Here is a 20,182-nt window from a genome sequence, read left to right as displayed (position 1 = left end):
AGGTCGCAGCACTGGTGCAGGAGATCAAGAAGTGATCGAACTCATCGCCCACAACCTTGCCCCGATCATGTTCATCAGCCTGATCGGCTTCCTGCTTCTGGGTTATCCGGTCGCCTTTTCGCTGGCCGCGAACGGCCTTGTGTTCTACGCAATCGGCGTCTGGCTGACGCCCATCTCGGGCGGCGAAATCAACCTCACCTGGTCGCTCATGGGCAGCATGAAAGAGCGGCTCTGGGGGGTGTTTTCCAGCGACACCTTGCTTGCGATTCCGTTCTTTACGTTCATGGGTATCATCCTTGAACGATCCGGCATGGCGGAAGACCTTCTCGACACCGTCGGCCAGCTTTTCGGCCCGATACGTGGTGGCCTTGCCTATGCGGTGGTTCTGGTTGGAGCCCTTCTCGCCGCCACCACCGGCGTCGTGGCGGCCTCGGTCATCGCAATGGGCCTCATCTCGCTGCCGATCATGCTGCGCTACGGCTATGACCGGCGGCTCGCCTCGGGCGTCATCGCGGCTTCGGGGACGCTCGCGCAGATCATCCCGCCGAGCCTGGTGCTGATCGTCCTGGCCGACCAGCTTGGCCGTTCGGTCGGCGACATGTATGCGGGCGCGATCGTTCCGGGGCTGATCCTGACTGGCTTCTACCTGCTGTACGTCGTCATGATCGCGATCCTGCGCCCGTCCTGGGTGCCTGCCCTGCCGGTCGAGGTGCGCACGCTTGGGAACGGCGTCACGTCGCTAATGGTGGCGCTGGCTGCCCTGATGGCCATCGGCTACGGAGCGCATGTCTGGCTTTACGAAACGCACGGCGCGAATGCAGACATCCTTGGCGCAACAGTCGGGGTGCTGGTGATCTACTTCTACACTCTGGCCGACAAGGTCATGGGGTTGAACACCATGTCGCGGCTGGCGCAGCAGGTGATCATGGTGCTGATCCCGCCGCTTGCCCTGATCTTCCTTGTGCTTGGCACCATCTTCATCGGCCTTGCCACTCCGACCGATGCGGGTGCGATGGGTGCCGTCGGCGCGCTGGTGATGGCGTTCCTCAAGCGGCGCCTCAGCATGTCGGTGCTGACCCAGGCGCTGGCCTCGACCACCCGGCTTTCGGCCTTCGTCATGTTCATCCTGATCGGGGCCAGGATGTTCTCGCTGACGTTCTACGCACTGAACGGCCATGTCTGGGTCGAGGAGCTCTTGACCGCAGTACCGGGCGGCGAGATCGGGTTCCTGATCGTCATCAACATCATACTGTTCATCCTGGGATGCTTCCTCGACTTCTTCGAGATCGCCTTCATCATCGTGCCCTTGCTGATCGCCCCGGCGGAAGCTTTCGGCATCGACCTGATCTGGCTGGGCGTGATCATCGGGATGAACCTGCAGACCTCGTTCCTGACGCCACCCTTCGGCTTTGCGCTCTTCTATCTGCGATCGGTCGCGGCCAAGGTGCCTTATATCGACAAGGTCACGGGCCTCAGGATGGAGCCGGTGAAGACCACGCAGATCTATGCCGGGGCCTTCTGGTTCATCACCATCCAGGTGGTGATGATCGCGGTGGTGATCCTGTTCCCGCAGACCGTGATGCACTACAAGGGTACGCCCGTCGACCCAAGCACGGTCGAGATCAAGGTCCCTCCACCGACCACGATCCTGACCCCTGGCGGAGGCACCGGCCCCACCCTTGGCGCGCCGAACCTTGGGGCGCCCAATCTTGGCCCGCCGGTGGTAAACCCCTGACGCTGCCTTCCAAACGCGAACGGCCCCGGAGCTTCCTCCGGGGCCGTTTCTTAGTCTGGCAGTCGGATCAGAGCTTGCCGGCCTGCTGCTGCGCCATCATGAACACGTCGTAGTTGTATTCAGCGATCTGCGCCCAGAGATAGGCATCCTTCTTGAACGCCTGCTGGCTGTCGTAGATCTTCTTGAAAGCCGCATTCGTGCCGCTGATCTCGGCATAGGTCGAGACCGCCGCATCGTAGGCCGCCGACATCACATCCTGCGGGAACGGACGGAGCTGTGTGCCGTTGGCCACCAGCGATTTCAGCGCAGTCACGTTCTTCCAGTCATAGTTCGCCATCATGTTGGAGTTGGCGGCCTCGCTCGCGGTCTTCAGGACGCTCTGATAGACCGGCGGAAGCTCGTTCCACTTGGCGAGGTTGATCATGTTCGACAGGGTCGGACCGCCTTCCCACCAGCCAGGATAGTAGTAGAACGGCGCCACCTTGTAGAAGCCCAGCTTTTCGTCGTCATAAGGGCCGACAAACTCGGCGGCATCGATGGCGCCCTTCTCGAGCGACGGGTAGATGTCGCCACCGGCAATCTGCTGCGGTACGACGCCAAGCTTTTCGATGATCTTGCCGCCAAAGCCGCCGATCCGCATCTTCAGGCCCTGCATGTCGGCAACGCTGTTGATCTCTTTGCGGTACCAGCCGCCCATCTGCACGCCGGTGTTGCCGCAGGGAATGTAGTGCAGGTTCCGGGTGTTATAGAACTCGTTCAGCATGTCGATGCCGCCGCCGTGGTAGAGCCACGCGTTCATCTGACGGTAGTTCAGACCGAACGGAACCGTGGTGCCAAGTGCGTTGGTCGGATCCTTGCCCCAGTCGTAGTAGGCCGCCGTGTGCGCCATTTCGACCGAGCCGGTTGCCGCCGCTTCGGCGGACTCAAGGCCCGGGACCAGTTCGCCTGCCGGAAACACCTGCAGCACGAACTTGCCGTCGGTTGCTTCGGAGACGTATTTCGCCATCGTCTCGGCAGCGCCGTAGATGGTGTCGAGCGACTTCGGGAACCCCGACGCCACGCGCCAGGTCACCGTCGGCGCGTCCTGGGCGATAGCGGGGGCCGCCAGCGCCACGGCACCTGCGGCAGCAACACCGCCGACAGAAGCCTTCGTCAGAAATGAGCGTCGATCCATTCAGTTCTCCTCCACAGTTGGTGCCGGGTCCGTCTTCCTGAGCTGCGTCCCGTGCGCGTCGGAGATAAACCCTACTCAAGCTCCTGCAAGATAGGAACACAAAATTACGCGCGGAAAGGGCCGTCTGGTAAAGCGAAATCACCCGACGGCGATGGCGCCGGGACCCCAGTGCCGCTTGCAGGCGCGCCCAACCGCCGATTGTGCGCCGGACGACCGTGACGATCGCCCTTTGCGCTGCCAGACTGACGTGACGACCAGAATCATCTTTGGTGAAGAAGAGCCGCCATGTTCAGCTATATCTCGCTTGGAACGCGCGACCTTGCGAAGGCAATGCGGTTCTACGATGCGGTATTGGGCCCGCTTGGCCATGTCCGGGTCGAGGATTACAGCCCCGACGACGGTTCGGCCGCCTGGGGGGTGGATGATCCGGGCCCCCACCTCTGGGTCACCCAGCCCTTCGATGGCAATCCGGCATCTGTCGGCAACGGGACGATGGTGTCCTTCCTGGCCGAAAGCCGGGCGGCGGTGGATGCGTTCCACGCCGCGGCCCTGGCGCACGGCGGGACTGACGAGGGCGCACCGGGTCTGCGCCCCCATTACGGGGAACACTTCTATGCGGCCTATGTCCGCGACCCCGACGGCCACAAGCTGAATGCCGTCTGCTACAAGCCGGCCACAGACCACCAAGAGGCTTAGGCCCGCCCTGGTCAGTCGTTTTCTTTCCCCCGGCCTCTTGCAATCTTTCATCAGCGGACAAACCTCCCCCCAAACACAAGACAGAGGAACGCCTTGACCTATCTGCTTTTCCTGATCGGCCTTGTCGCGCTCTACTTCGGGGCCGAGTATCTGGTGAAGGGCTCGACCGCCGTCGCCCGCAGCTTCAAGCTTTCGCCAATGCTCATCGGCCTGACGATCGTGGGCTTTGGCACCTCGACGCCAGAGCTGATCGTCTCATTGGAAGCGGCGCTGGAAGACCGCCCTGGTATCGCCATCGGCAATATTCTGGGCTCGAACATCGCCAACATTCTGCTGATCCTTGGCATATCCGCGCTGATTGCACCGCTGATCATCCCTTTTGGTCGGCTGCGGAATGACCTTGTGATCATGGTCCTCGTCTCGGCGGGCCTCTGGGCGATCATGATGGACGGCGATCTGTCGCGGCTTGAGGGCATCGTCATGGTGCTGCTGCTCGGCGCCTATGTCTGGTTCTCGATCTGGTCCGGCAGCGGGCACGAGGACGGCGATACCTCGCCCCTGCCCCCGCAGTGGCAAGCCTGGCTGATGATCATCGGCGGGCTTCTGGTCCTGATCGTGGGCGCGCGGCTTCTGGTTGACAGCGCGGTCGAGATCGCGACGATGTTTGGCGTCTCCGAGGCGGTGATCGGCCTGACCATCGTGGCCGTCGGCACGAGCCTCCCGGAAATGGCGACCTCGATCATCGCCGCGATCCGTGGCCAGCGCGAGATCGCGGTGGGCAACATCGTGGGGTCGAACATCTATAACATCCTTGGCATCCTGGGCCTGACCAGCCTGGTGGCCCCGATCATCGGCGACGAGATGGACCCGCGCTTCCTGGCCGGAGACATGCCCTGGGTGCTTGGTACCGCCGTCGGGCTGACCGTCCTCGCCTTTATCTTCAAGGGCATCCCGCGGATTGCGGGGGCCGTGCTGCTGGCGGCCTATGTGGTCTACGTATGGCTCTTGATGGCACCGGCGACGGCCGTGGCCGGGTAAGCTGGCGACAAAAGTTGCGCGGAGCGGCCGGTTCCGCGCAACGAATGCAAAGATGTTACCGTCATTGCGACATTTTCGTATTGCAAATCCCGTTGACGCCCGGCATACCGCGCCCTACTCTTCCGACCGAACCTGAAGGGATGCGCCAATGGCTGCAATTCTTGTACTCGTAGGAAGGATGCGCATGGGCCGGTAACGGTTGACCCATCCAGGTTCCCATGCGCCCCCGAAGGAAACTTCCGGGGGCTTTTTGTTGCGCTGAAGGAGAGACAGATGTCGAAGCAGATGACCGGTGCGAAGATGGTGATCCAGGCCCTGAAGGACCAGGGTGTCGAGGTTGTCTTCGGCTATCCCGGCGGGGCCGTGCTTCCGATCTATGACGAGATGTTCCTGCAAAACGACATCCGCCATGTCCTTGTCCGCCACGAACAGGGCGCGGTCCACATGGCCGAGGGGTATGCAAGGTCCACCGGCAAGCCGGGCGTCGCACTGGTGACCTCGGGCCCAGGTGCCACGAATGCCGTCACCGGCCTGACGGATGCGCTGATGGACTCGATCCCGATCATCGTCCTCACCGGCCAGGTCCCGACCTTCATGATCGGCACCGATGGCTTCCAGGAAGCTGACACCGTCGGCATCACCCGCCCCTGCACCAAGATGAACTGGCTGGTAAAGGACACCGCCAAGCTGGCGGATACCATCCACCAGGCCTTCCACGTCGCCACCCACGGCCGCCCCGGTCCGGTGCTGATCGACATCCCGAAGGACGTGCAGTTCGCCACCGCCGATTATGTGCCCGCCGAAAAGGCCAGGGTCTCGCACTACCAGCCCCGCACCGAAGGCGACCCTGCCCGCATCGCCCAGCTGGTCGAACTGATGGAACAAGCCGAGCGCCCGATCCTTTATACCGGCGGCGGCGTCATCAACTCCGGCCCCCGCGCAAGCCAGCTCTTGCGCGAACTGGCGGCCGAGACCGGCTTTCCCGTGACCTCGACCCTGATGGGCCTTGGCGCCTATCCGGCGAGCGGCAAGAACTGGGTCGGGATGCTCGGGATGCACGGGCTTTACGAGGCCAACCTCGCGATGCACGGCTGCGATGTGATGATCAACATCGGCGCGCGGTTCGATGACCGGATCACCGGGCGGATCAAGGACTTCTCGCCCCGGTCGAAGAAGGCCCACATCGACATCGACCCCTCGTCGATCAACAAGGTCATCCATGTCGATGTGCCGATCGTCGGCGACGTGACACGCGTGCTGGAGGAACTCCTCCGCCAATGGCGCGCACGGGGGTCGAAGACCGACAAGCGCGGCCTCGCCAGCTGGTGGAAGCAGATCGAGGAATGGCGGTCGGTGAAGTGCCTGTCCTACAAGCCGTCCGACAAGACCATCAAACCGCAATACGCGCTTGAACGGCTTGAGGCGCTGACCAAAGGCCGCGACCGTTATATCACGACCGAGGTCGGCCAGCACCAGATGTGGGCCGCGCAGTACCTTGGCTTCGAGGACCCCAACCGCTGGATGACCTCCGGCGGCCTCGGCACCATGGGCTACGGCCTCCCCGCCAGCATCGGCGTCCAGATCGCCCACCCCGAGGCGCTGGTGATCAACGTCGCGGGTGAGGCGTCGTGGCTGATGAACATGCAGGAAATGGGCACCGCGATGCAGTTCCGCACGCCGGTAAAGCAGTTCATCCTGAACAACGAACGCCTCGGCATGGTCCGCCAGTGGCAGGAACTTCTGCATGGCGAGCGCTATTCGTCGTCCTGGTCCGAAAGCCTGCCCGATTTCGTGAAACTGGCCGAGGCTTTCGGCTGCAAGGGCATCAAGTGCGACCGCCCGCAGGACCTCGACGACGCGATCATGGAGATGCTGGCCTACGACGGCCCGGTGATCTTCGACTGCCTGGTCGAAAAGCACGAAAACTGCTTCCCGATGATCCCCTCCGGCAAGCCGCACAACGAGATGCTGCTGGGCGACGCCGACACGCAAGGGGTGATCGGGGCCAAGGGGGCGGTGCTGGTGTGAACCGTTGGAGCGGGGGTTTTGCACCCCCGCACCCCCGCAGGATATTTGTACAAAGATGAAAGGCAGAAGATGTCTGCTCTGAATATCAAGAAGGGCTCGACCAGCCACTCCGCCTACGACCTCCGCTCGGGCCTGAGCGAGGTCGAGGAAAGCCACACCCTCGCGGTGATTGTCGAGAACGAGCCCGGCGTCCTGGCGCGGGTCATCGGGCTTTTCTCCGGCCGGGGCTACAACATCGACAGCCTTACTGTAGCGGAAGTGGACCACACCGGCCACCGCAGCCGGATCACCATCGTCACCCGCGGCACGCCTGCCGTGATCGACCAGATCGAGGCGCAGCTCCGCCGGATGGTGCCGGTGCATGATGTCCACGACCTGACTGCGGAAGGGCCAAGCGTCCAGCGGGAACTGGCGCTTTTCAAGGTCGCAGGCAAAGGTGCCGCGCGGGTCGAGGCGCTGCAGCTGGCCGAGATCTTCCGGGCAAATGTGGTGGATTCGACGCTGGAGAGCTTCGTCTTCGAGATGACCGGAACGCCGGAAAAGATCGACGCTTTCGCCGAACTGATGCGCCCGTTGGGTCTGATCGAGATCGCCCGCACCGGCGTCGCGGCGCTTTCGCGCGGGGCGTAGGTCGGGCTTCAGCCCGACTCTTTCATCGGCGGGCTGAAGCCCGCCCTACTTCCCCGTAAACCTCGGCGCGCGTTTCCCAAGAAACGCCGCCACACCTTCCCCGAAGTCCCTCGAAGCCCCGCAGACCCCCTGCAAACGCGCCTCGACCGCCAGCTGTTCCTCCAGCGACTGGTCAAACGCCCCGCGCAGCGCCTGTTTCAGCGCCGCGTAGGCACCCGTCGGCCCGGCGGCAAGCTTCAGGGCCCGCTGGGCCACCACCTCGGCGAAACGGTCGTCCGGCACCGCCTCCCAGATCATCCCCCACTCCGCCGCCTGGCGCGCCGGAACCGGCTCGGCCAGCAACGCCGCCCCCATCGCCCGCTGCAGCCCAACCCGCCGGGGTAGGAACGAGGTCCCCCCGGCATCCGGGATCAGCCCGATCCGGGTGAAGGCCTGGATGAAGACCGCGCTTTCGCAGGCGATCACCAGGTCGCAGGCCAAAGCCAGGTTCGCCCCCGCCCCCACCGCCGCCCCGTTCACTGCCGCGATGACCGGCACCGGCGCCTCGGTGATCGCCCGGATCATCGGCACATATTCGTTGTTCAGGATGCCTTCGAACCCGGCCTCATTCAGCCCCTCGACATCCGACAAGTCCTGCCCCGAGCAGAAACCGCGCCCTGTGCCGGTCAGCACGATCACCCGGGCCGAATGCCCCGCCAGCAAGGCCGCCGTGAGCTCGCGCCGCAGCGCGCGGTTCAGCGCGTTCATCGTTTCGGGGCGGTTCATCGTGATCCGGCAGATGCCGCCCTCGACCTCGATCTTCAGTACATCCGACATGCGAAGCCCTCCCCTTCCCGCCCAAACCTAGCCGGGGCGGAACGGTGACCAAAAGGCAAACGCCGCGTCACTCTTTCAGGATTTCCTTCAACCGCGCCTCTTCATCGGCGGACAGCGCCGCCTCTGGCTGAACCCGCCGCCGCGCTGCGGCCACCGCCACCGCGATCCCGCCGAGCAGAAGCGCCGGTCCCGCCAGCCACAGGATCAGGTTCGACCCCGTCGGCCGGGGGTTGAAGAGAACGAACTCGCCATAGCGGGCGACGATGTAGTCGACGACTTCCTCGTCCGTATCCCCCGCCACCAGCCGCTCGCGGATGATGATCCGCAGGGCCCGGCTGATCGGCGCGCTGGAATCGTCGATGGACTCGCCCTGGCAGACCGGGCAGCGGATGTCGCGGCTGATGTCGCGGGCGCGGGCCTCAAGTGCCGGGTCGTCCAGCATCTCGTCCGGCTGCACGGCAAACACCGGCGAGGCAACGGCAAGCAGAAGCGCCAACACGTAGGGTGTGTGCTTGCACGCACCATTTCTTAACCACCCTCTCATTCCGCCGGCACCCCTGCAGGCACCTTCCGTGCACCCGCAGCCACACGGTAGCGCCGGTCCGAAAGGCTCAAGGCCCCGCCAAGCGCCATAAGGATGCAGCCCGCCCAAAGCCAGTTCGCAAAGGGCTCGATGTAGCTCCTGACCGCCCAGCCGCCCGATTGCTGCCGGTCGCCCAGCACCAGATAGATGTCGCGCAGAAACCCATAGTCGATCGCGGCCTCTGTCGTCGGCATCGCTGCCACTGGATAGATGCGCTTTTCCGGCCGCAGAACCGTGACGACTGCGCCATTCCGGCTGACCGTCATCTCGGCCATGGTCGACTGGTAATTCGGCCCCTCGACCTCGCGGACATCGTCCAGCCGCACGTCGTAGCGGCCCAGAGGAAAGGTCTCGCCGACCTGGACAACCCGGATATCCTCGATCTTCCAGGACATCATCGCTGCCACCGCAAAGATCGTGACGCCGAGGCCGCCATGCGCCACGGCCTTGCCCCAGTCCGCGCGCGGCAGGCGGCCAAGCCGGGTAAGGCGGGCTCCAAAGCCCTCGCGTCCGGTTCGTGCCCAGAGGTCGGTCAAAGTCCCGAACAGCACCCAGGCCCCCAGCATCAGACCGATCGGCCCAAGCGCCGTCCGGCCCGTCTGCATTGCAACGGCAAGCGCCCCAAGCGCCAAGGCCAACACCAGCGCCGGGATCAGGCCCTGCAAAGTCCGCCTCACAGTGCCGCGCTTCCAGGCCAGCATCGCGCCCACCGGCAGGATCGTCGCGAGTGCGACCATGAAGGGCGTGAAGGCCGCATTGAAGAAGGGTTGCCCGACGCTCACGCTGCGACCCATGAACAATTCGGCGATCAGCGGCCAGATTGTTCCGATAAACACGACAAAGCACGCCACGCTGAGCAGGATGTTGTTCGTGATGATGGCGCTTTCCCGGCTGACAAAGCCAAAGACGCCCCGCGCCTCCATCGTTCCGGCGCGGAGTGCGAACAGCACCAGCGCACCCCCGGTGAAGACCCCAAGGATCATCAGGATGAAGACCCCGCGCTCCGGGTCATTGGCAAAGGCGTGGACGGAGGTGATGACGCCCGACCGCACGATGAACGTGCCGATCAGGCTGAAACCGAAGGCCATGATGGCCAGAAGGATGGTCCAGGCTTTCAGGCTTTCCCGCTTCTCTACGACAATTGCCGAATGCAGCAGCGCCGCCGCCAGCAGCCATGGCATGAAGCTTGCGTTCTCGACTGGGTCCCAGAACCAGAACCCGCCCCAGCCAAGCTCATAGTAGGCCCACCACGACCCCAAGGCGATGCCGATGGTCAGGAAAATCCAGGCCGCCAGCGTCCAGGGCCGGACCCAGCGCCCCCAGGCCGCATCGACCTTGCCTTCGATAAGTGCTGCCACAGCAAAGGAAAACGCCATGCTCAGGCCGACATAGCCGAGGTAGAGGAACGGCGGATGAAACGCGAGCCCGGGGTCTTGCAAGAGCGGGTTCAGGTCCTGCCCGTCCAGGGGTGGCAGCTCCAGACGCCAGAAGGGGTTCGAGGTGAGGAGAAGGAACAGCAGGAACGCGACCCCGATCATCCCTTGCACCGCCAGCACTCTGGCTTTCAGCCGCGCAGGCAGCCCACCGCCGAACGCGGCCACCGCCCCGCCATAGACCGCAAGGATGAGAACCCAGAGGAGCAGCGACCCCTCATGGTTTCCCCAGACGCCCGAAATCTTGTAAAGCAGCGGCTTAAGCGTGTGCGAGTTCGACACGACCACCGCCAGCGAGAAGTCCGAGGCGACAAAGGCCCAGGTCAGAGCCGCGAAGGACGTGCCGATCAGGATCAGCTGCAGCCCCGCCGCAGGCCCCGCCAGCGCCATCAGCCGTGCATCGCCCCGCTGCGCCCCCCAAAGCGGCAGCGTCGATTGCACCAGCGCCACCATCAGCGCAAGGATCAGCGCGAAATGCCCCAGCTCGACGATCATCTCGCCCCCATCTGTTTCATTCATGATAGGCCTGATGGCGCGGCGGCGAAAGGCCTGCGCCCTTCCGCCGCGCCATTCGGGCATAATGCCGACAAAGTCGCCTGAAACCCGCCTAAATGCCCGTTGCCAGCACCAGACGGCCCCCGCTAAACCCCACCAGACACGGAGGTGACCCATGCCCAAGACCATCCTGATCGGTGCCCCCATCGACACCGGCCAGAAACGTGCCGGCTGCCTGATGGGTCCCGCCGCCTATCGCGTCGCGGGCCTTGCGCGCGAAATTGCCTCGGAAGGGCATGGGGTTGAGGACTGGGGCGACCTCGTGCTTCCCGAGTTGAGAGAGGTCAGCTGCCCGAACCCTGCGGTCCATTCGCTTGCCGAAACCATCGGCTGGGCCGAGATCCTGATGGACCGCGTCGATGATGCGTTGTCTCAGGACGGCTTCCCGATCATCATGGGCGGCGACCACTCGCTGGCACTTGGTTCCGCCGCCGGGGCCGCCGCTTTCGCCAAACGGCAGGGCCGCCCGCTCTTTCTCCTCTGGCTCGACGCGCATTCCGACTTTCACACGCCGCTGACCACCACCTCCGGGAACCTCCACGGCACGCCGCTCGCCTATATCGCCGGTCGCGACGGGTTTGACGCCTTCCCGCCCTTCCCCGCCCCAGTCCCTGCCCACCGGATCTGCATGTTCGGCATCCGGTCCGTCGACCCCGCCGAACAGGCCGCGATGCTGGAACGCGACATCGCCATCAACGACATGCGGGTCATCGACGAACGCGGGATCGTCGCCCCCCTCCGCGAGTTCCTGACCCTTTGCCGCGAGGAAGGCGGGATGCTTCACGTCTCGCTCGACGTCGATTTTCTTGACCCGACCATCGCCCCCGCCGTCGGCACCACTGTTCCCGGCGGCACCACCCACCGCGAGGCGCATCTCGTCATGGAGCTTCTCCACGAATCCAGCCTCGTCACCTCGCTTGACCTTGTTGAGCTCAACCCCTTCCTCGATGACCGCGGCATGACCGCGCGCCTGATGGTCGACCTCGTCGGCTCCCTCATGGGCAAAAAAGTCTTCGACCGGCCCACAAGGAGCAAATGATGCTGAACCTCGTCCCCTTCGTGTCCGTCGACCGGATGATGAAGCTTGTCCTTCACCTTGGCATCGAGCGCGTGATGCGTGACCTTGTCGACGAGATCGAAGCCGACTTCCGCCGCTGGCCCCTGTTCGACAAGACCCCCCGCATCGCGTCGCATTCCGATGTCGGCGTCATCGAACTGATGCCCACCTCTGATGGTGAGACCTACGGGTTCAAGTATGTGAACGGCCACCCTTCGAACATGAAGAAAGGCCTGCAAACCGTTACAGCATTTGGACTTCTGGCCGATGTATCTACAGGCTACCCGGTGCTATTGTCCGAGATGACCATCCTCACCGCCCTTCGTACCGCCGCAACCAGCGCCATGGCGGCCAAGTGGCTCGGCCCCAAGACCGACACGATGGCGCTGATCGGCAACGGTGCCCAGGCCGAATTCCAGGCGCTTGCGTTCCGTGAGGTCTGCGGCATCCGTGAGGTCCGGCTTTACGACCTCGACCCCGCCGCCACGGCCAAGTGCGCGAAGAACCTGGCTGGCCGCGGGCTCAAAGTCACCTCCTGCCGGACGGCGGAAGAGGCGATCCAGGGTGCGGGCGTCATCACCACTGTCACCGCCGACAAGCAGTACGCGACGATCCTGACCGACAACATGGTCGGCGCCGGTGTCCATCTGAACGCCGTTGGCGGCGATTGCCCCGGCAAGACCGAGCTTCACCGCGACATCCTCCTCCGCTCCTCGATCTTCGTCGAATACCCGGCCCAGACCCGCATCGAAGGCGAAATCCAGCAGCTCGACCCGGATCATCCGGTCATCGAGCTTTGGCGCGTCATCGCGGGCGAAATCCCCGGCCGCACTTCGGCTGCCGAAATCACCCTCTTTGACAGCGTCGGCTTTGCGATCGAGGACTTTTCGGCACTCCGCTACATCCGCGGCAAGCTGGCCGAGACCGGGCTCTATGACGATCTTGACATGATTGCCGACCCCGACGATCCGCGCGACCTTTTCGGGATGATCCTGCGCGCGGCCTGAAGGTCGCGGCAGGTGGGCCGCGCAAGGGCGGATCAGTGCAAGAGGATTCGCTTCCCCGCCTTCCGCCACGTGCCCTGTTGGCGCACGCATTTGCGCGAAACCGTCACCGACTGCAGCGTTCCGTCGATGCTTTCATCCCAGTCGGCCAGAAAACCGAAGAGCTTCGGGTATTCGGGCGCGCGATCGACACCCTCCCAGACGATGCTGCTGAAGACGCTGCGATTGCCGGGCAGCCGAAACCTGACTTCGGCGCGCGTGGGCTCGTATCCGGTCCCTTCGGGTTTCAGTACTTTTTCGATCATCCGGCACACCTTTCACAAAGCTCTGCACAGGTTTGGCGGCCATGAGTTAATTTTTCATTAAAACCGGAAGTTGAACGAAATCGTCCGGATCGGCGCCTTGGCACTGGCCGCCATTGCACCCCACAGCTTGGTTGGTGTATCCTTGGGACTGCTAAATATTGATCCCGCAAAGAAGGCGCAAAGCACCTTGGCCGACACTCCGGAAGATACTGAAAATACAGAAGAAAAGCCGGAACGCCCGGTGCATCACGGCCCCCAGATCGACATCGCGGCGGAAATGAAGACCGCCTACCTCGACTACGCGATGAGCGTGATCGTCTCGCGGGCCATTCCGGACTTGCGCGATGGCCTGAAACCCGTCCACCGCCGCATCCTTTACGCGATGAACGAGGTCGGCAACACGCCCGACAAACCCTACCGCAAATCCTCGCGCCCCGTGGCCGACACGATGGGCAAATACCACCCGCACGGCGATTCCGCGATCTACGACGCGCTGGTCCGGATGGCGCAGCCCTTCTCGATGTCGCTGGTGCTTCTGGACGGCCAGGGCAACTTCGGCTCGATGGACGGCGATCCGGCGGCGGCCTTCCGCTATACCGAAGTGCGCATGGGCAAACCGGCGACCTTCCTTCTGGCCGATATCGACAAGGAAACCGTCGATTTTCAGGACAACTATGACGGAAAAGACCGTGAGCCGACGGTTCTTCCCGCCCGCTACCCGAATATGCTGGTCAACGGCGCGGAAGGCATCGCTGTCGGCATGGCCACCCGCATTCCGCCGCACAACCTGGGTGAGGTGATCGACGGCACGCTGGCGCTGATCGAAAATCCTGACCTGTCGACCGAAGCGCTGATGGAATACATCCCCGCGCCCGATTTCCCGACCGGTGCCCTGATCCTTGGCCGGTCCGGCGCCCGGAAGGCCTATCTGGAAGGGCGCGGCAGCGTCATCATCCGCGCGAAAACCCGGATCGAAGAGGTCCGCAAGGACCGCTGGGCCATCATCATCGACGAGGTGCCCTATCAGGTCAACAAGGCCCGGATGATCGAGATCATCGCCGAAATGGTGCGCGAGAAGAAGATCGAGGGCATTTCCAACGTCGCCGACGAATCCGACCGGATCGGCGTGCGCGTGGTGATCGAGCTCAAGCGCGACGCGACGGCGGACGTGGTCCTGAACCAGCTTTTCCGCTTCACGCCGATGCAGGTCAGCTTCAGCTGCAACATGCTGGCCCTGAACGGCGGTCGGCCGGAACAACTGACGCTGCGCGATTTCCTGACCTATTTCATAAGCTTCCGCGAGGAAGTTGTAGCAAAGCGAACCGCCTTTGAGCTTCGCAAGGCCCGCGAGCGCAGCCATGTCCTCTGCGGTCTTGCCGTGGCCGTGTCGAACGTCGACGAGGTGGTCGCGACCATCCGCACCTCCGCCGATCCGACCGAGGCGCGCGACCGCCTGATGACCCGTCGCTGGCCCGCGGGCGAGATCATTCCGTTCCTGAAACTGATCGACGACCCGTCGCATCCGGTGAACGACGATGGCACCTACAACCTGTCGGAAGTGCAGGCCCGCGCCATTCTGGAACTGCGCCTGCAGCGCCTGACCGCCCTTGGCGTCAAGGAAATCACCGACGAGCTGGAAGAACTGGCCGCGAAGATCAAGGATTACCTGGAAATCCTCAGCTCCCGCGATCGGATCATGTCCATCATCTCGGACGAGCTCCGTGAGGTCAAAGCGCTCTTCGCCGTCCCCCGCCGCACCGAGATCACCGACTGGTCCGGCGACATGGAGGACGAAGACCTGATCGAGCGCGAGGATATGGTCGTGACCATCACCTCGGGCGGCTACATCAAGCGCACCCCCCTGGCCGAGTTCCGTTCGCAAAACCGCGGTGGCAAGGGCCTGGCCAGCATGCAGACCAAGGACGACGACGTCGTCACCACGCTTTTCGTCGCCAACACCCACACCTGGCTTCTTTTCTTCACCACCGACGGCATGGTCTACAAACTGAAGACCTGGCGCCTGCCGCTGGCTGGCCGCACCGCCAAAGGCAAGGCGCTGGTCAACATCCTCCCGATCGAGGCCGGCGTCTCCATCGCCGCCCTGATGCCCGTCGACGTGCCGGAGGAAGACTGGGCCACCCTCCAGATCGTCTTTGCGACCAGTGACGGCGACGTCCGCCAGAACGACCTTTCCGACTTCACCAACGTCAAGCGCAACGGCAAGATCGCGATGAACCTGCCCGAGGGCGTGTTCCTGGTGAACGCCGCCATCGCCGACGACCAGGACGACGTCATGCTCGTGACCGAAGCCGGCCGCGCCATCCGCTTCTCCACGACCGAGATCCGCGTCTTCAAATCCCGCGGCTCGACAGGCGTCCGCGGCATCCGCCTCGGAAGCGACGACCACGTCGTCTCAATGTCGATCATCCGCCACTTCGAGGCCACCCCCGAGGAACGCGCCGCCTACCTCAAACAGCGCCGCCTGATGGCCGGGGTGACCGAGGATGACACCTCGGACGATGAGGAAGAAGCCGTGGCCGTTGGCCAGCTTTCCCCCGAACGCTGGGCCCAGATGTCGGCGGCCGAGGACCTGATCCTTACCGTCACCAAAGGTGGGTCCGGCAAGCTCTCCTCCTCCCACGACTACCCCGTCCGCGGCCGCGGCGGCATGGGTGTCAAGGCCATCTCCCCCGGCCCAAGGGGAGGCCGCATCATCGCCTCCTTCCCGGTCGAGCTTTCCGACCAGATCATGCTCGCCACCTCCACCGGCCAGTCGATCCGCGTGCCGGTCGAGCAGATCAGCTTCCGCTCCCGAAGTGCCGGGGGTGTCCGGGTGTTTGCCGTGGCGGCGGATGAGGAAGTGGTTTCAGTGGCGCGCGTTGCGGATCAAGGAGAGGAAGAATGAGCGAATCCGTCGTAAAAATGATTATCAACTGGCTGCCCTTTCTGATCCTGATTGGTGTCTGGATTTTCTTCATGCGAAGGATGGGCGGGGGTTCGACGTTTCAGAAGGACATACTTTCTGAGTCAAAGCGATCTGCTGATGCTAGTGAAGAAATGGCGAAGCAGTTGAGTAGGATTGCCACCGCCCTTGAACAGCGCCAGCCTTGAGTCCCGCCTCGCGGCCCTCGCGGCTGCGGGCGAGACCATCACCTACGGCGACCTCGCCCGCGACCTCGGCCTCCGCATGGCCGAACTCACAGCCCAACTTGAGACCCTGATGGAGGAGGACGCAGCCCAAGGCCGCCCCTTCCGCGCCGCCCTCCTCCGCCAGCGGCTCTCGCCCCACCAGCTCCCCGCCCCCGGTTTCTTCCAGAAAGCCGCCGAGCTTGGCCATGACATCCAGGACCCCGCCGCCTTCACCGCCGACCAGCGCCGCCGCCTGAGCAAAACGCCCTAACTCTGTGCGCAGACGCAAAGACAGCCTGCATCCATGACGAATTTTTGCATTGGCCCGCACGTTTATCATGCGCCACCGGCAACCGATCGGGACAAGGGACCACTTATGGAACAGCTCAAGACCTACGCGCCGCTTCTCGGACGCATCTTCCTCGCCGCCATGTTCATTCCGGCGGGCTTCTTCAAGATGGGCGATGTCGCAGGCTTCACCGGCTATCTCACCTCCGGCGGTCTGCCCGCCTTCCTCGCCTGGCCCGCGATCGCCTTTGAAATTGCCCTGGGCCTTTCCGTGCTCATCGGCTTCCAGGCCCGGATCATGGCCCTTCTCGGCGCGGGCTTCTGCGTCGTGACCGCGCTCCTTTACCACCTGCAACCGGACAACCAGATGGAAATGCAGGCCTTCTTCAAGAACCTTGGCGTGGCCGCCGCGTTCCTGATGATCTTCACTCACGGGCCCGGCAAACCCGCGGTCGACAAGGCGTGATCGTCGCAAAGGCGGCCGCTCAAGCCCCCGGCTTCCCTTTTCCCTGGGTCTCGCCTAAATCGGCGACATGAGCGAACCCCTTCACATCATCGGCGGCGGCATGGCCGGCTCCGAAGCCGCCTGGGCTGCGGCCCAGATGGGCGTCCCCGTCGTCATCCATGAGATGCGTCCCAAAGTCGTGACCTTCGCCCACCGCACCGGCGATTTCGCCGAAATGGTCTGCTCGAACTCCTTCCGGTCCGACGACCATGAGCGGAACGCCGTTGGCCTCCTCCACTGGGAAATGCGCGCCGCCGGTGGTCTGATCATGGAAATGGCGGAAAAGCACCGCCTGCCCGCTGGTGGAGCCTTGGCCGTCGACCGAGATCCCTTCGCGCAAGCCGTGACCGAGCGCTTGCGCTCGCATCCCCTGATTTTCGTCGAAAATCAGGAACTCAGCGAACTCCCTTCCTACGGTCACTGGATTGTCGCCACTGGCCCCCTGACCTCGACCGCGCTTGCCGAATCCATCCGCGCCGCGACCGGGGCCGAAGCCCTCGCCTTCTTCGACGCCATCGCGCCGATTGTATATACAGATAGTATAGACATGTCGGTCGCCTGGATGCAGTCGCGCTACGACAAGGGCGAGACCGAGGACGAGCAGAAGGCCTACATCAACTGCCCGATGACCCGCGACGAATACGAGGCCTTCATCGACGCGCTTCTCGCCGCCGAAAAGACCGAATTCCGCGAAGGCGAAACCGCAGGTTACTTCGACGGCTGCCTCCCCATCGAGGTCATGGCCGAACGCGGTCGCGAGACGCTCCGCCACGGGCCGATGAAGCCGGTCGGCCTCACGAACGCGCACAAGCCGGACCAAAAGGCCTATGCGGTCGTGCAACTGAGACGCGACAACAAGCTAGGCACGCTCTACAACATCGTCGGTTTCCAGACCAAGATGAAATACGGCGCACAAACTGCTGTTTTCAAGCTGATTCCCGGCCTGCAGGATGCGAGCTTCGCAAGGCTCGGCGGCATCCACCGCAACACCTTCATCAACTCACCGACGCTGCTGGACGCGCAAATGCGTCTCAAGTCCCGCCCGCATATCCGCTTTGCCGGCCAGATCACCGGTGTCGAAGGCTATGTCGAATCCGCCGCCATGGGCCTCCTCGCGGGCCGGATGGCGGCCGCCGAGATCCTTGGCCGCGAACTTGCTCCACCACCCCCCGAAACCGCGATGGGCGCGCTTATCACCCACATCACCGGCGGGGCCGAGGCGAAAACCTTCCAGCCGATGAACGTGAACTTCGGCCTCTTCCCCCCGATCGAAGCGAAGGGAGGCCGCAAGGGTCGGAAAGACCGTTACAAGGCCTATACCGACCGCGCCAAAGACGCCTTTACCGCATGGCTTTCGTAACCCGCTTCGCCCCGTCGCCGACCGGCCCCCTGCACCTCGGCCACGCCTATTCTGCGATCCTGGCGCATGACATGGCGCGGGCGGAAGGCGGGGCGTTCCTCCTGAGAATGGAGGATACTGATCTTGAACGCAGCAAATCCGAATACGAATCCCTTATCCTCGAAGACCTTGCCTGGCTTGGCCTTGCCTGCGACGGCCCCGTCCATCGCCAGTCGGAACACATCGCCAGCTACAACGTCCGGCTGGAACCTCTCGCGGCGCGGGGCCTCCTCTACCCCTGCTCCTGCACCCGCTCGGATATCCGCTCCGCCCTGTCCGCTCCGCAAGAGGGCGTTGTCTTCAACGTCTATCCCGGCACTTGCCGCCACCGGTCGATGGACAGCCGCAAGCCCGGCGATGCGCTGCGTCTGAATCTCGCCGCTGCGCTGGATGCCCTCTCGGGCGCCGACCTCAGCTTTACCGAAACCGGCCCCGCCCATGCTGGCCACCACCAGATCGATCCGCCACAGGCGATAGACCGCATCGGCGACGTGGTCCTTTCCCGGAAAGGCGAGGACATCGTCGCCTATTTCCTCGCGGCCGCCCTCGACGATGGCGACCACGGCGTGACCCATATCATCCGGGGTGAGGATCTCTTCGAGTTCACCCCGGTCCAGGTGATCCTCCAGCGCCTCTTCGGCCTGCCGACCCCAGTCTACCACCATCACCGTTTGATCCGCGACGATCAGGGGAAGCGCCTGGCCAAACGCGACGACGCCCGCGCGATCTCGAAGTACCGTGCCGAAGGCGCGACGCCCGCCGATGTCCGTCGACTGGTCGGGTTACCGGAAGGTTAACGCCAGCAATCCATGTCACGCCATTTCAATGGCTTAGAAAGACGTAACGCAGCGTTACGGGGTGATGATCTCCACCTCCTCGCCCCCCCGCACCGCCGTATAGAAACACGACCGCCGCCCGGTATGGCAGGCCGGCCCCTCCTGCTCGACCAAGGCCAAGAGGACATCCCGGTCGCAATCCACCCGCAACTCGACCAGCCGCTGATGGTGCCCCGAGGTCTCGCCCTTCACCCAGAACTCCCCCCGCGACCGCGACCAGTAGGTGACCTTCCCCGTCTCCAAGGTCCGTGTGACCGAGGCGGCATTCATCCAGGCCACCATCAGCACCTCGCCCGAAACATGGTCCTGCGCGACGCAGGGGATCAGCCCCTGGGCGTCATACTTCAGGGTCGCAGGGTCGAAAGGCATGGCTCTCTCCTTGGCAGTCGGGCTCGGCGGGTCTACATACAACCCTGATCAAGGACATACCATGAGCGACAGCGACCTCATCAAGCTCTACTCCGCCCGTATCCTGGCACTTGCGGCCGACATTCCGCATCACGGTCGGCTTGCCACCCCGCAAGGCACCGCACGGCGTCGGTCCCCCCTTTGCGGGTCGACTGTCACTGCGGATGTAGTGGTGAAAGACGGCCGCATCTCCGACTTCGCCCAGGACGTAAAGGCCTGCGCCCTTGGTCAGGCCTCCGCCGCTGTCCTTGGGGCCGCCGCCATCGGCCGCACCCTCCCCGAACTTCAGTCCGCCCGTGACGCCCTGCGCGCGATGCTGAAAGACGGCGGCCCCGTCCCATCCGCCCCTTTCGAGGCTTACGAAGTCCTCCTCCCCGCCCGCGACTTCAAGAACCGCCACGCCTCCATCCTGCTGGCGCTTGAGGCGATCTGTGAGGCGACTGAGGCCGCCCAGGCGGCTGCCTAAGAAAAAACCGCCGCACATCCGGGGGGATGGCGGCGGCAGTGGCGCGTCTGGGAACGGCGGACGGTGGGCCAGAGGCCGGGAAGACCGTCACCCTCGG

General features: G+C 63.9%; 20 protein-coding genes. 14 read left to right on the top strand and 6 right to left on the bottom strand.

From position 1 onward, the window contains the following. Positions 1-31 precede the first annotated feature (31 nt). Positions 32-1,735, top strand: a complete 1,704-nt coding sequence (locus ACRCSW_RS07750) for a TRAP transporter large permease (protein WP_438703973.1) — start codon at positions 32-34, stop codon at positions 1,733-1,735. 67 nt (positions 1,736-1,802) lie between these two features. On the opposite strand, the gene ACRCSW_RS07745 is transcribed toward ACRCSW_RS07750, so the two are convergent. Beyond that, positions 1,803-2,909 (bottom strand): TRAP transporter substrate-binding protein, encoded by a 1,107-nt coding sequence (locus ACRCSW_RS07745; protein ID WP_438703966.1) that lies wholly within the window; start codon positions 2,907-2,909, stop codon positions 1,803-1,805. Positions 2,910-3,194: 285 nt separating this feature from the next. Here ACRCSW_RS07745 and ACRCSW_RS07740 point away from each other — a divergent pair, with 285 nt between their 5' ends. The 4 genes from ACRCSW_RS07740 (at position 3,195) to ilvN (ending at position 7,301) form a co-directional block, all read left to right on the top strand. Next, a complete protein-coding gene (locus ACRCSW_RS07740; protein ID WP_438703965.1) occupies positions 3,195-3,605 on the top strand; it encodes a VOC family protein in 411 nt (136 codons plus the stop codon). Between the two features lie 93 nt (positions 3,606-3,698). Beyond that, positions 3,699-4,643, top strand: a complete 945-nt coding sequence (locus tag ACRCSW_RS07735; protein ID WP_438703963.1) for a sodium:calcium antiporter — start codon at positions 3,699-3,701, stop codon at positions 4,641-4,643. 273 nt (positions 4,644-4,916) lie between these two features. Next, a complete protein-coding gene (locus tag ACRCSW_RS07730) occupies positions 4,917-6,671 on the top strand; it encodes an acetolactate synthase 3 large subunit (protein ID WP_438703961.1) in 1,755 nt (584 codons plus the stop codon). A gap of 69 nt (positions 6,672-6,740) precedes the next feature. Then, positions 6,741-7,301, top strand: a complete 561-nt coding sequence (ilvN, locus tag ACRCSW_RS07725; RefSeq protein ID WP_438703959.1) for an acetolactate synthase small subunit — start codon at positions 6,741-6,743, stop codon at positions 7,299-7,301. A gap of 45 nt (positions 7,302-7,346) precedes the next feature. On the opposite strand, the gene ACRCSW_RS07720 is transcribed toward ilvN, so the two are convergent. The 3 genes from ACRCSW_RS07720 to ACRCSW_RS07710 form a co-directional block, all read right to left on the bottom strand. Then, positions 7,347-8,117: an enoyl-CoA hydratase-related protein gene (locus ACRCSW_RS07720; RefSeq protein ID WP_438703958.1), complete on the bottom strand. Its 771-nt coding sequence runs from the start codon at positions 8,115-8,117 to the stop codon at positions 7,347-7,349. Positions 8,118-8,184: 67 nt separating this feature from the next. Continuing rightward, entirely contained in the window at positions 8,185-8,661 is a 477-nt protein-coding gene (locus ACRCSW_RS07715) for a cytochrome c-type biogenesis protein (RefSeq protein ID WP_438703957.1), read from the bottom strand. Then, the gene (locus ACRCSW_RS07710; RefSeq protein WP_438703971.1) at positions 8,658-10,628 is read right to left on the bottom strand and encodes a heme lyase CcmF/NrfE family subunit; all 1,971 of its coding nucleotides are present in this window, start codon (positions 10,626-10,628) and stop codon (positions 8,658-8,660) included. The genes ACRCSW_RS07715 and ACRCSW_RS07710 overlap by 4 nt, the downstream gene beginning before the upstream one ends. A gap of 175 nt (positions 10,629-10,803) precedes the next feature. Here ACRCSW_RS07710 and rocF point away from each other — a divergent pair, with 175 nt between their 5' ends. Next, positions 10,804-11,727, top strand: a complete 924-nt coding sequence (gene rocF, locus ACRCSW_RS07705; RefSeq protein WP_438703955.1) for an arginase — start codon at positions 10,804-10,806, stop codon at positions 11,725-11,727. Further along, a complete protein-coding gene (locus tag ACRCSW_RS07700; RefSeq protein ID WP_438703954.1) occupies positions 11,724-12,752 on the top strand; it encodes an ornithine cyclodeaminase in 1,029 nt (342 codons plus the stop codon). Before rocF ends, ACRCSW_RS07700 begins: the two co-directional genes overlap by 4 nt. A 32-nt stretch (positions 12,753-12,784) precedes the next feature. On the opposite strand, the gene ACRCSW_RS07695 is transcribed toward ACRCSW_RS07700, so the two are convergent. Beyond that, complete coding sequence (locus ACRCSW_RS07695; RefSeq protein ID WP_438703952.1) at positions 12,785-13,054, bottom strand: aspartate-semialdehyde dehydrogenase; 270 nt, start codon at positions 13,052-13,054, stop codon at positions 12,785-12,787. 187 nt (positions 13,055-13,241) lie between these two features. Here ACRCSW_RS07695 and gyrA point away from each other — a divergent pair, with 187 nt between their 5' ends. The 6 genes from gyrA to gluQRS all read left to right on the top strand — a co-directional run bounded on the left by gyrA (position 13,242) and on the right by gluQRS (position 19,172). Then, a complete protein-coding gene (gene gyrA / locus ACRCSW_RS07690) occupies positions 13,242-15,959 on the top strand; it encodes a DNA gyrase subunit A (protein ID WP_438703950.1) in 2,718 nt (905 codons plus the stop codon). Next, positions 15,956-16,165 (top strand): hypothetical protein, encoded by a 210-nt coding sequence (locus ACRCSW_RS07685; RefSeq protein WP_438703949.1) that lies wholly within the window; start codon positions 15,956-15,958, stop codon positions 16,163-16,165. The genes gyrA and ACRCSW_RS07685 overlap by 4 nt, the downstream gene beginning before the upstream one ends. Beyond that, entirely contained in the window at positions 16,146-16,454 is a 309-nt protein-coding gene (locus ACRCSW_RS07680; RefSeq protein ID WP_438703948.1) for a hypothetical protein, read from the top strand. Before ACRCSW_RS07685 ends, ACRCSW_RS07680 begins: the two co-directional genes overlap by 20 nt. 105 nt (positions 16,455-16,559) lie before the next feature. After that, positions 16,560-16,937 (top strand): DoxX family protein, encoded by a 378-nt coding sequence (locus ACRCSW_RS07675; protein ID WP_438703946.1) that lies wholly within the window; start codon positions 16,560-16,562, stop codon positions 16,935-16,937. A gap of 67 nt (positions 16,938-17,004) precedes the next feature. Beyond that, the gene (gene trmFO, locus ACRCSW_RS07670) at positions 17,005-18,336 is read left to right on the top strand and encodes a methylenetetrahydrofolate--tRNA-(uracil(54)-C(5))-methyltransferase (FADH(2)-oxidizing) TrmFO (RefSeq protein ID WP_438703944.1); all 1,332 of its coding nucleotides are present in this window, start codon (positions 17,005-17,007) and stop codon (positions 18,334-18,336) included. Then, positions 18,324-19,172, top strand: coding sequence for a tRNA glutamyl-Q(34) synthetase GluQRS (gluQRS, locus tag ACRCSW_RS07665; protein WP_438703942.1), 849 nt, complete (start codon positions 18,324-18,326; stop codon positions 19,170-19,172). Before trmFO ends, gluQRS begins: the two co-directional genes overlap by 13 nt. Positions 19,173-19,226: 54 nt before the next feature. Here gluQRS and hisI read toward each other — a convergent pair whose 3' ends face one another. Further along, a complete protein-coding gene (hisI, locus tag ACRCSW_RS07660) occupies positions 19,227-19,580 on the bottom strand; it encodes a phosphoribosyl-AMP cyclohydrolase (protein WP_438703941.1) in 354 nt (117 codons plus the stop codon). A 61-nt stretch (positions 19,581-19,641) separates the two neighbouring features. Here hisI and ACRCSW_RS07655 point away from each other — a divergent pair, with 61 nt between their 5' ends. Next, complete coding sequence (locus tag ACRCSW_RS07655; protein ID WP_438703939.1) at positions 19,642-20,085, top strand: iron-sulfur cluster assembly scaffold protein; 444 nt, start codon at positions 19,642-19,644, stop codon at positions 20,083-20,085. Positions 20,086-20,182: the final 97 nt, after the last annotated feature.

The sequence above is a fragment of the Tabrizicola sp. genome (assembly GCF_051645465.1).
GTDB lineage: Bacteria > Pseudomonadota > Alphaproteobacteria > Rhodobacterales > Rhodobacteraceae > Tabrizicola.
The sequence above is the reverse complement of the archived record's forward strand: the minus strand, read 5'-3'. Positions and strand labels throughout refer to the sequence as shown.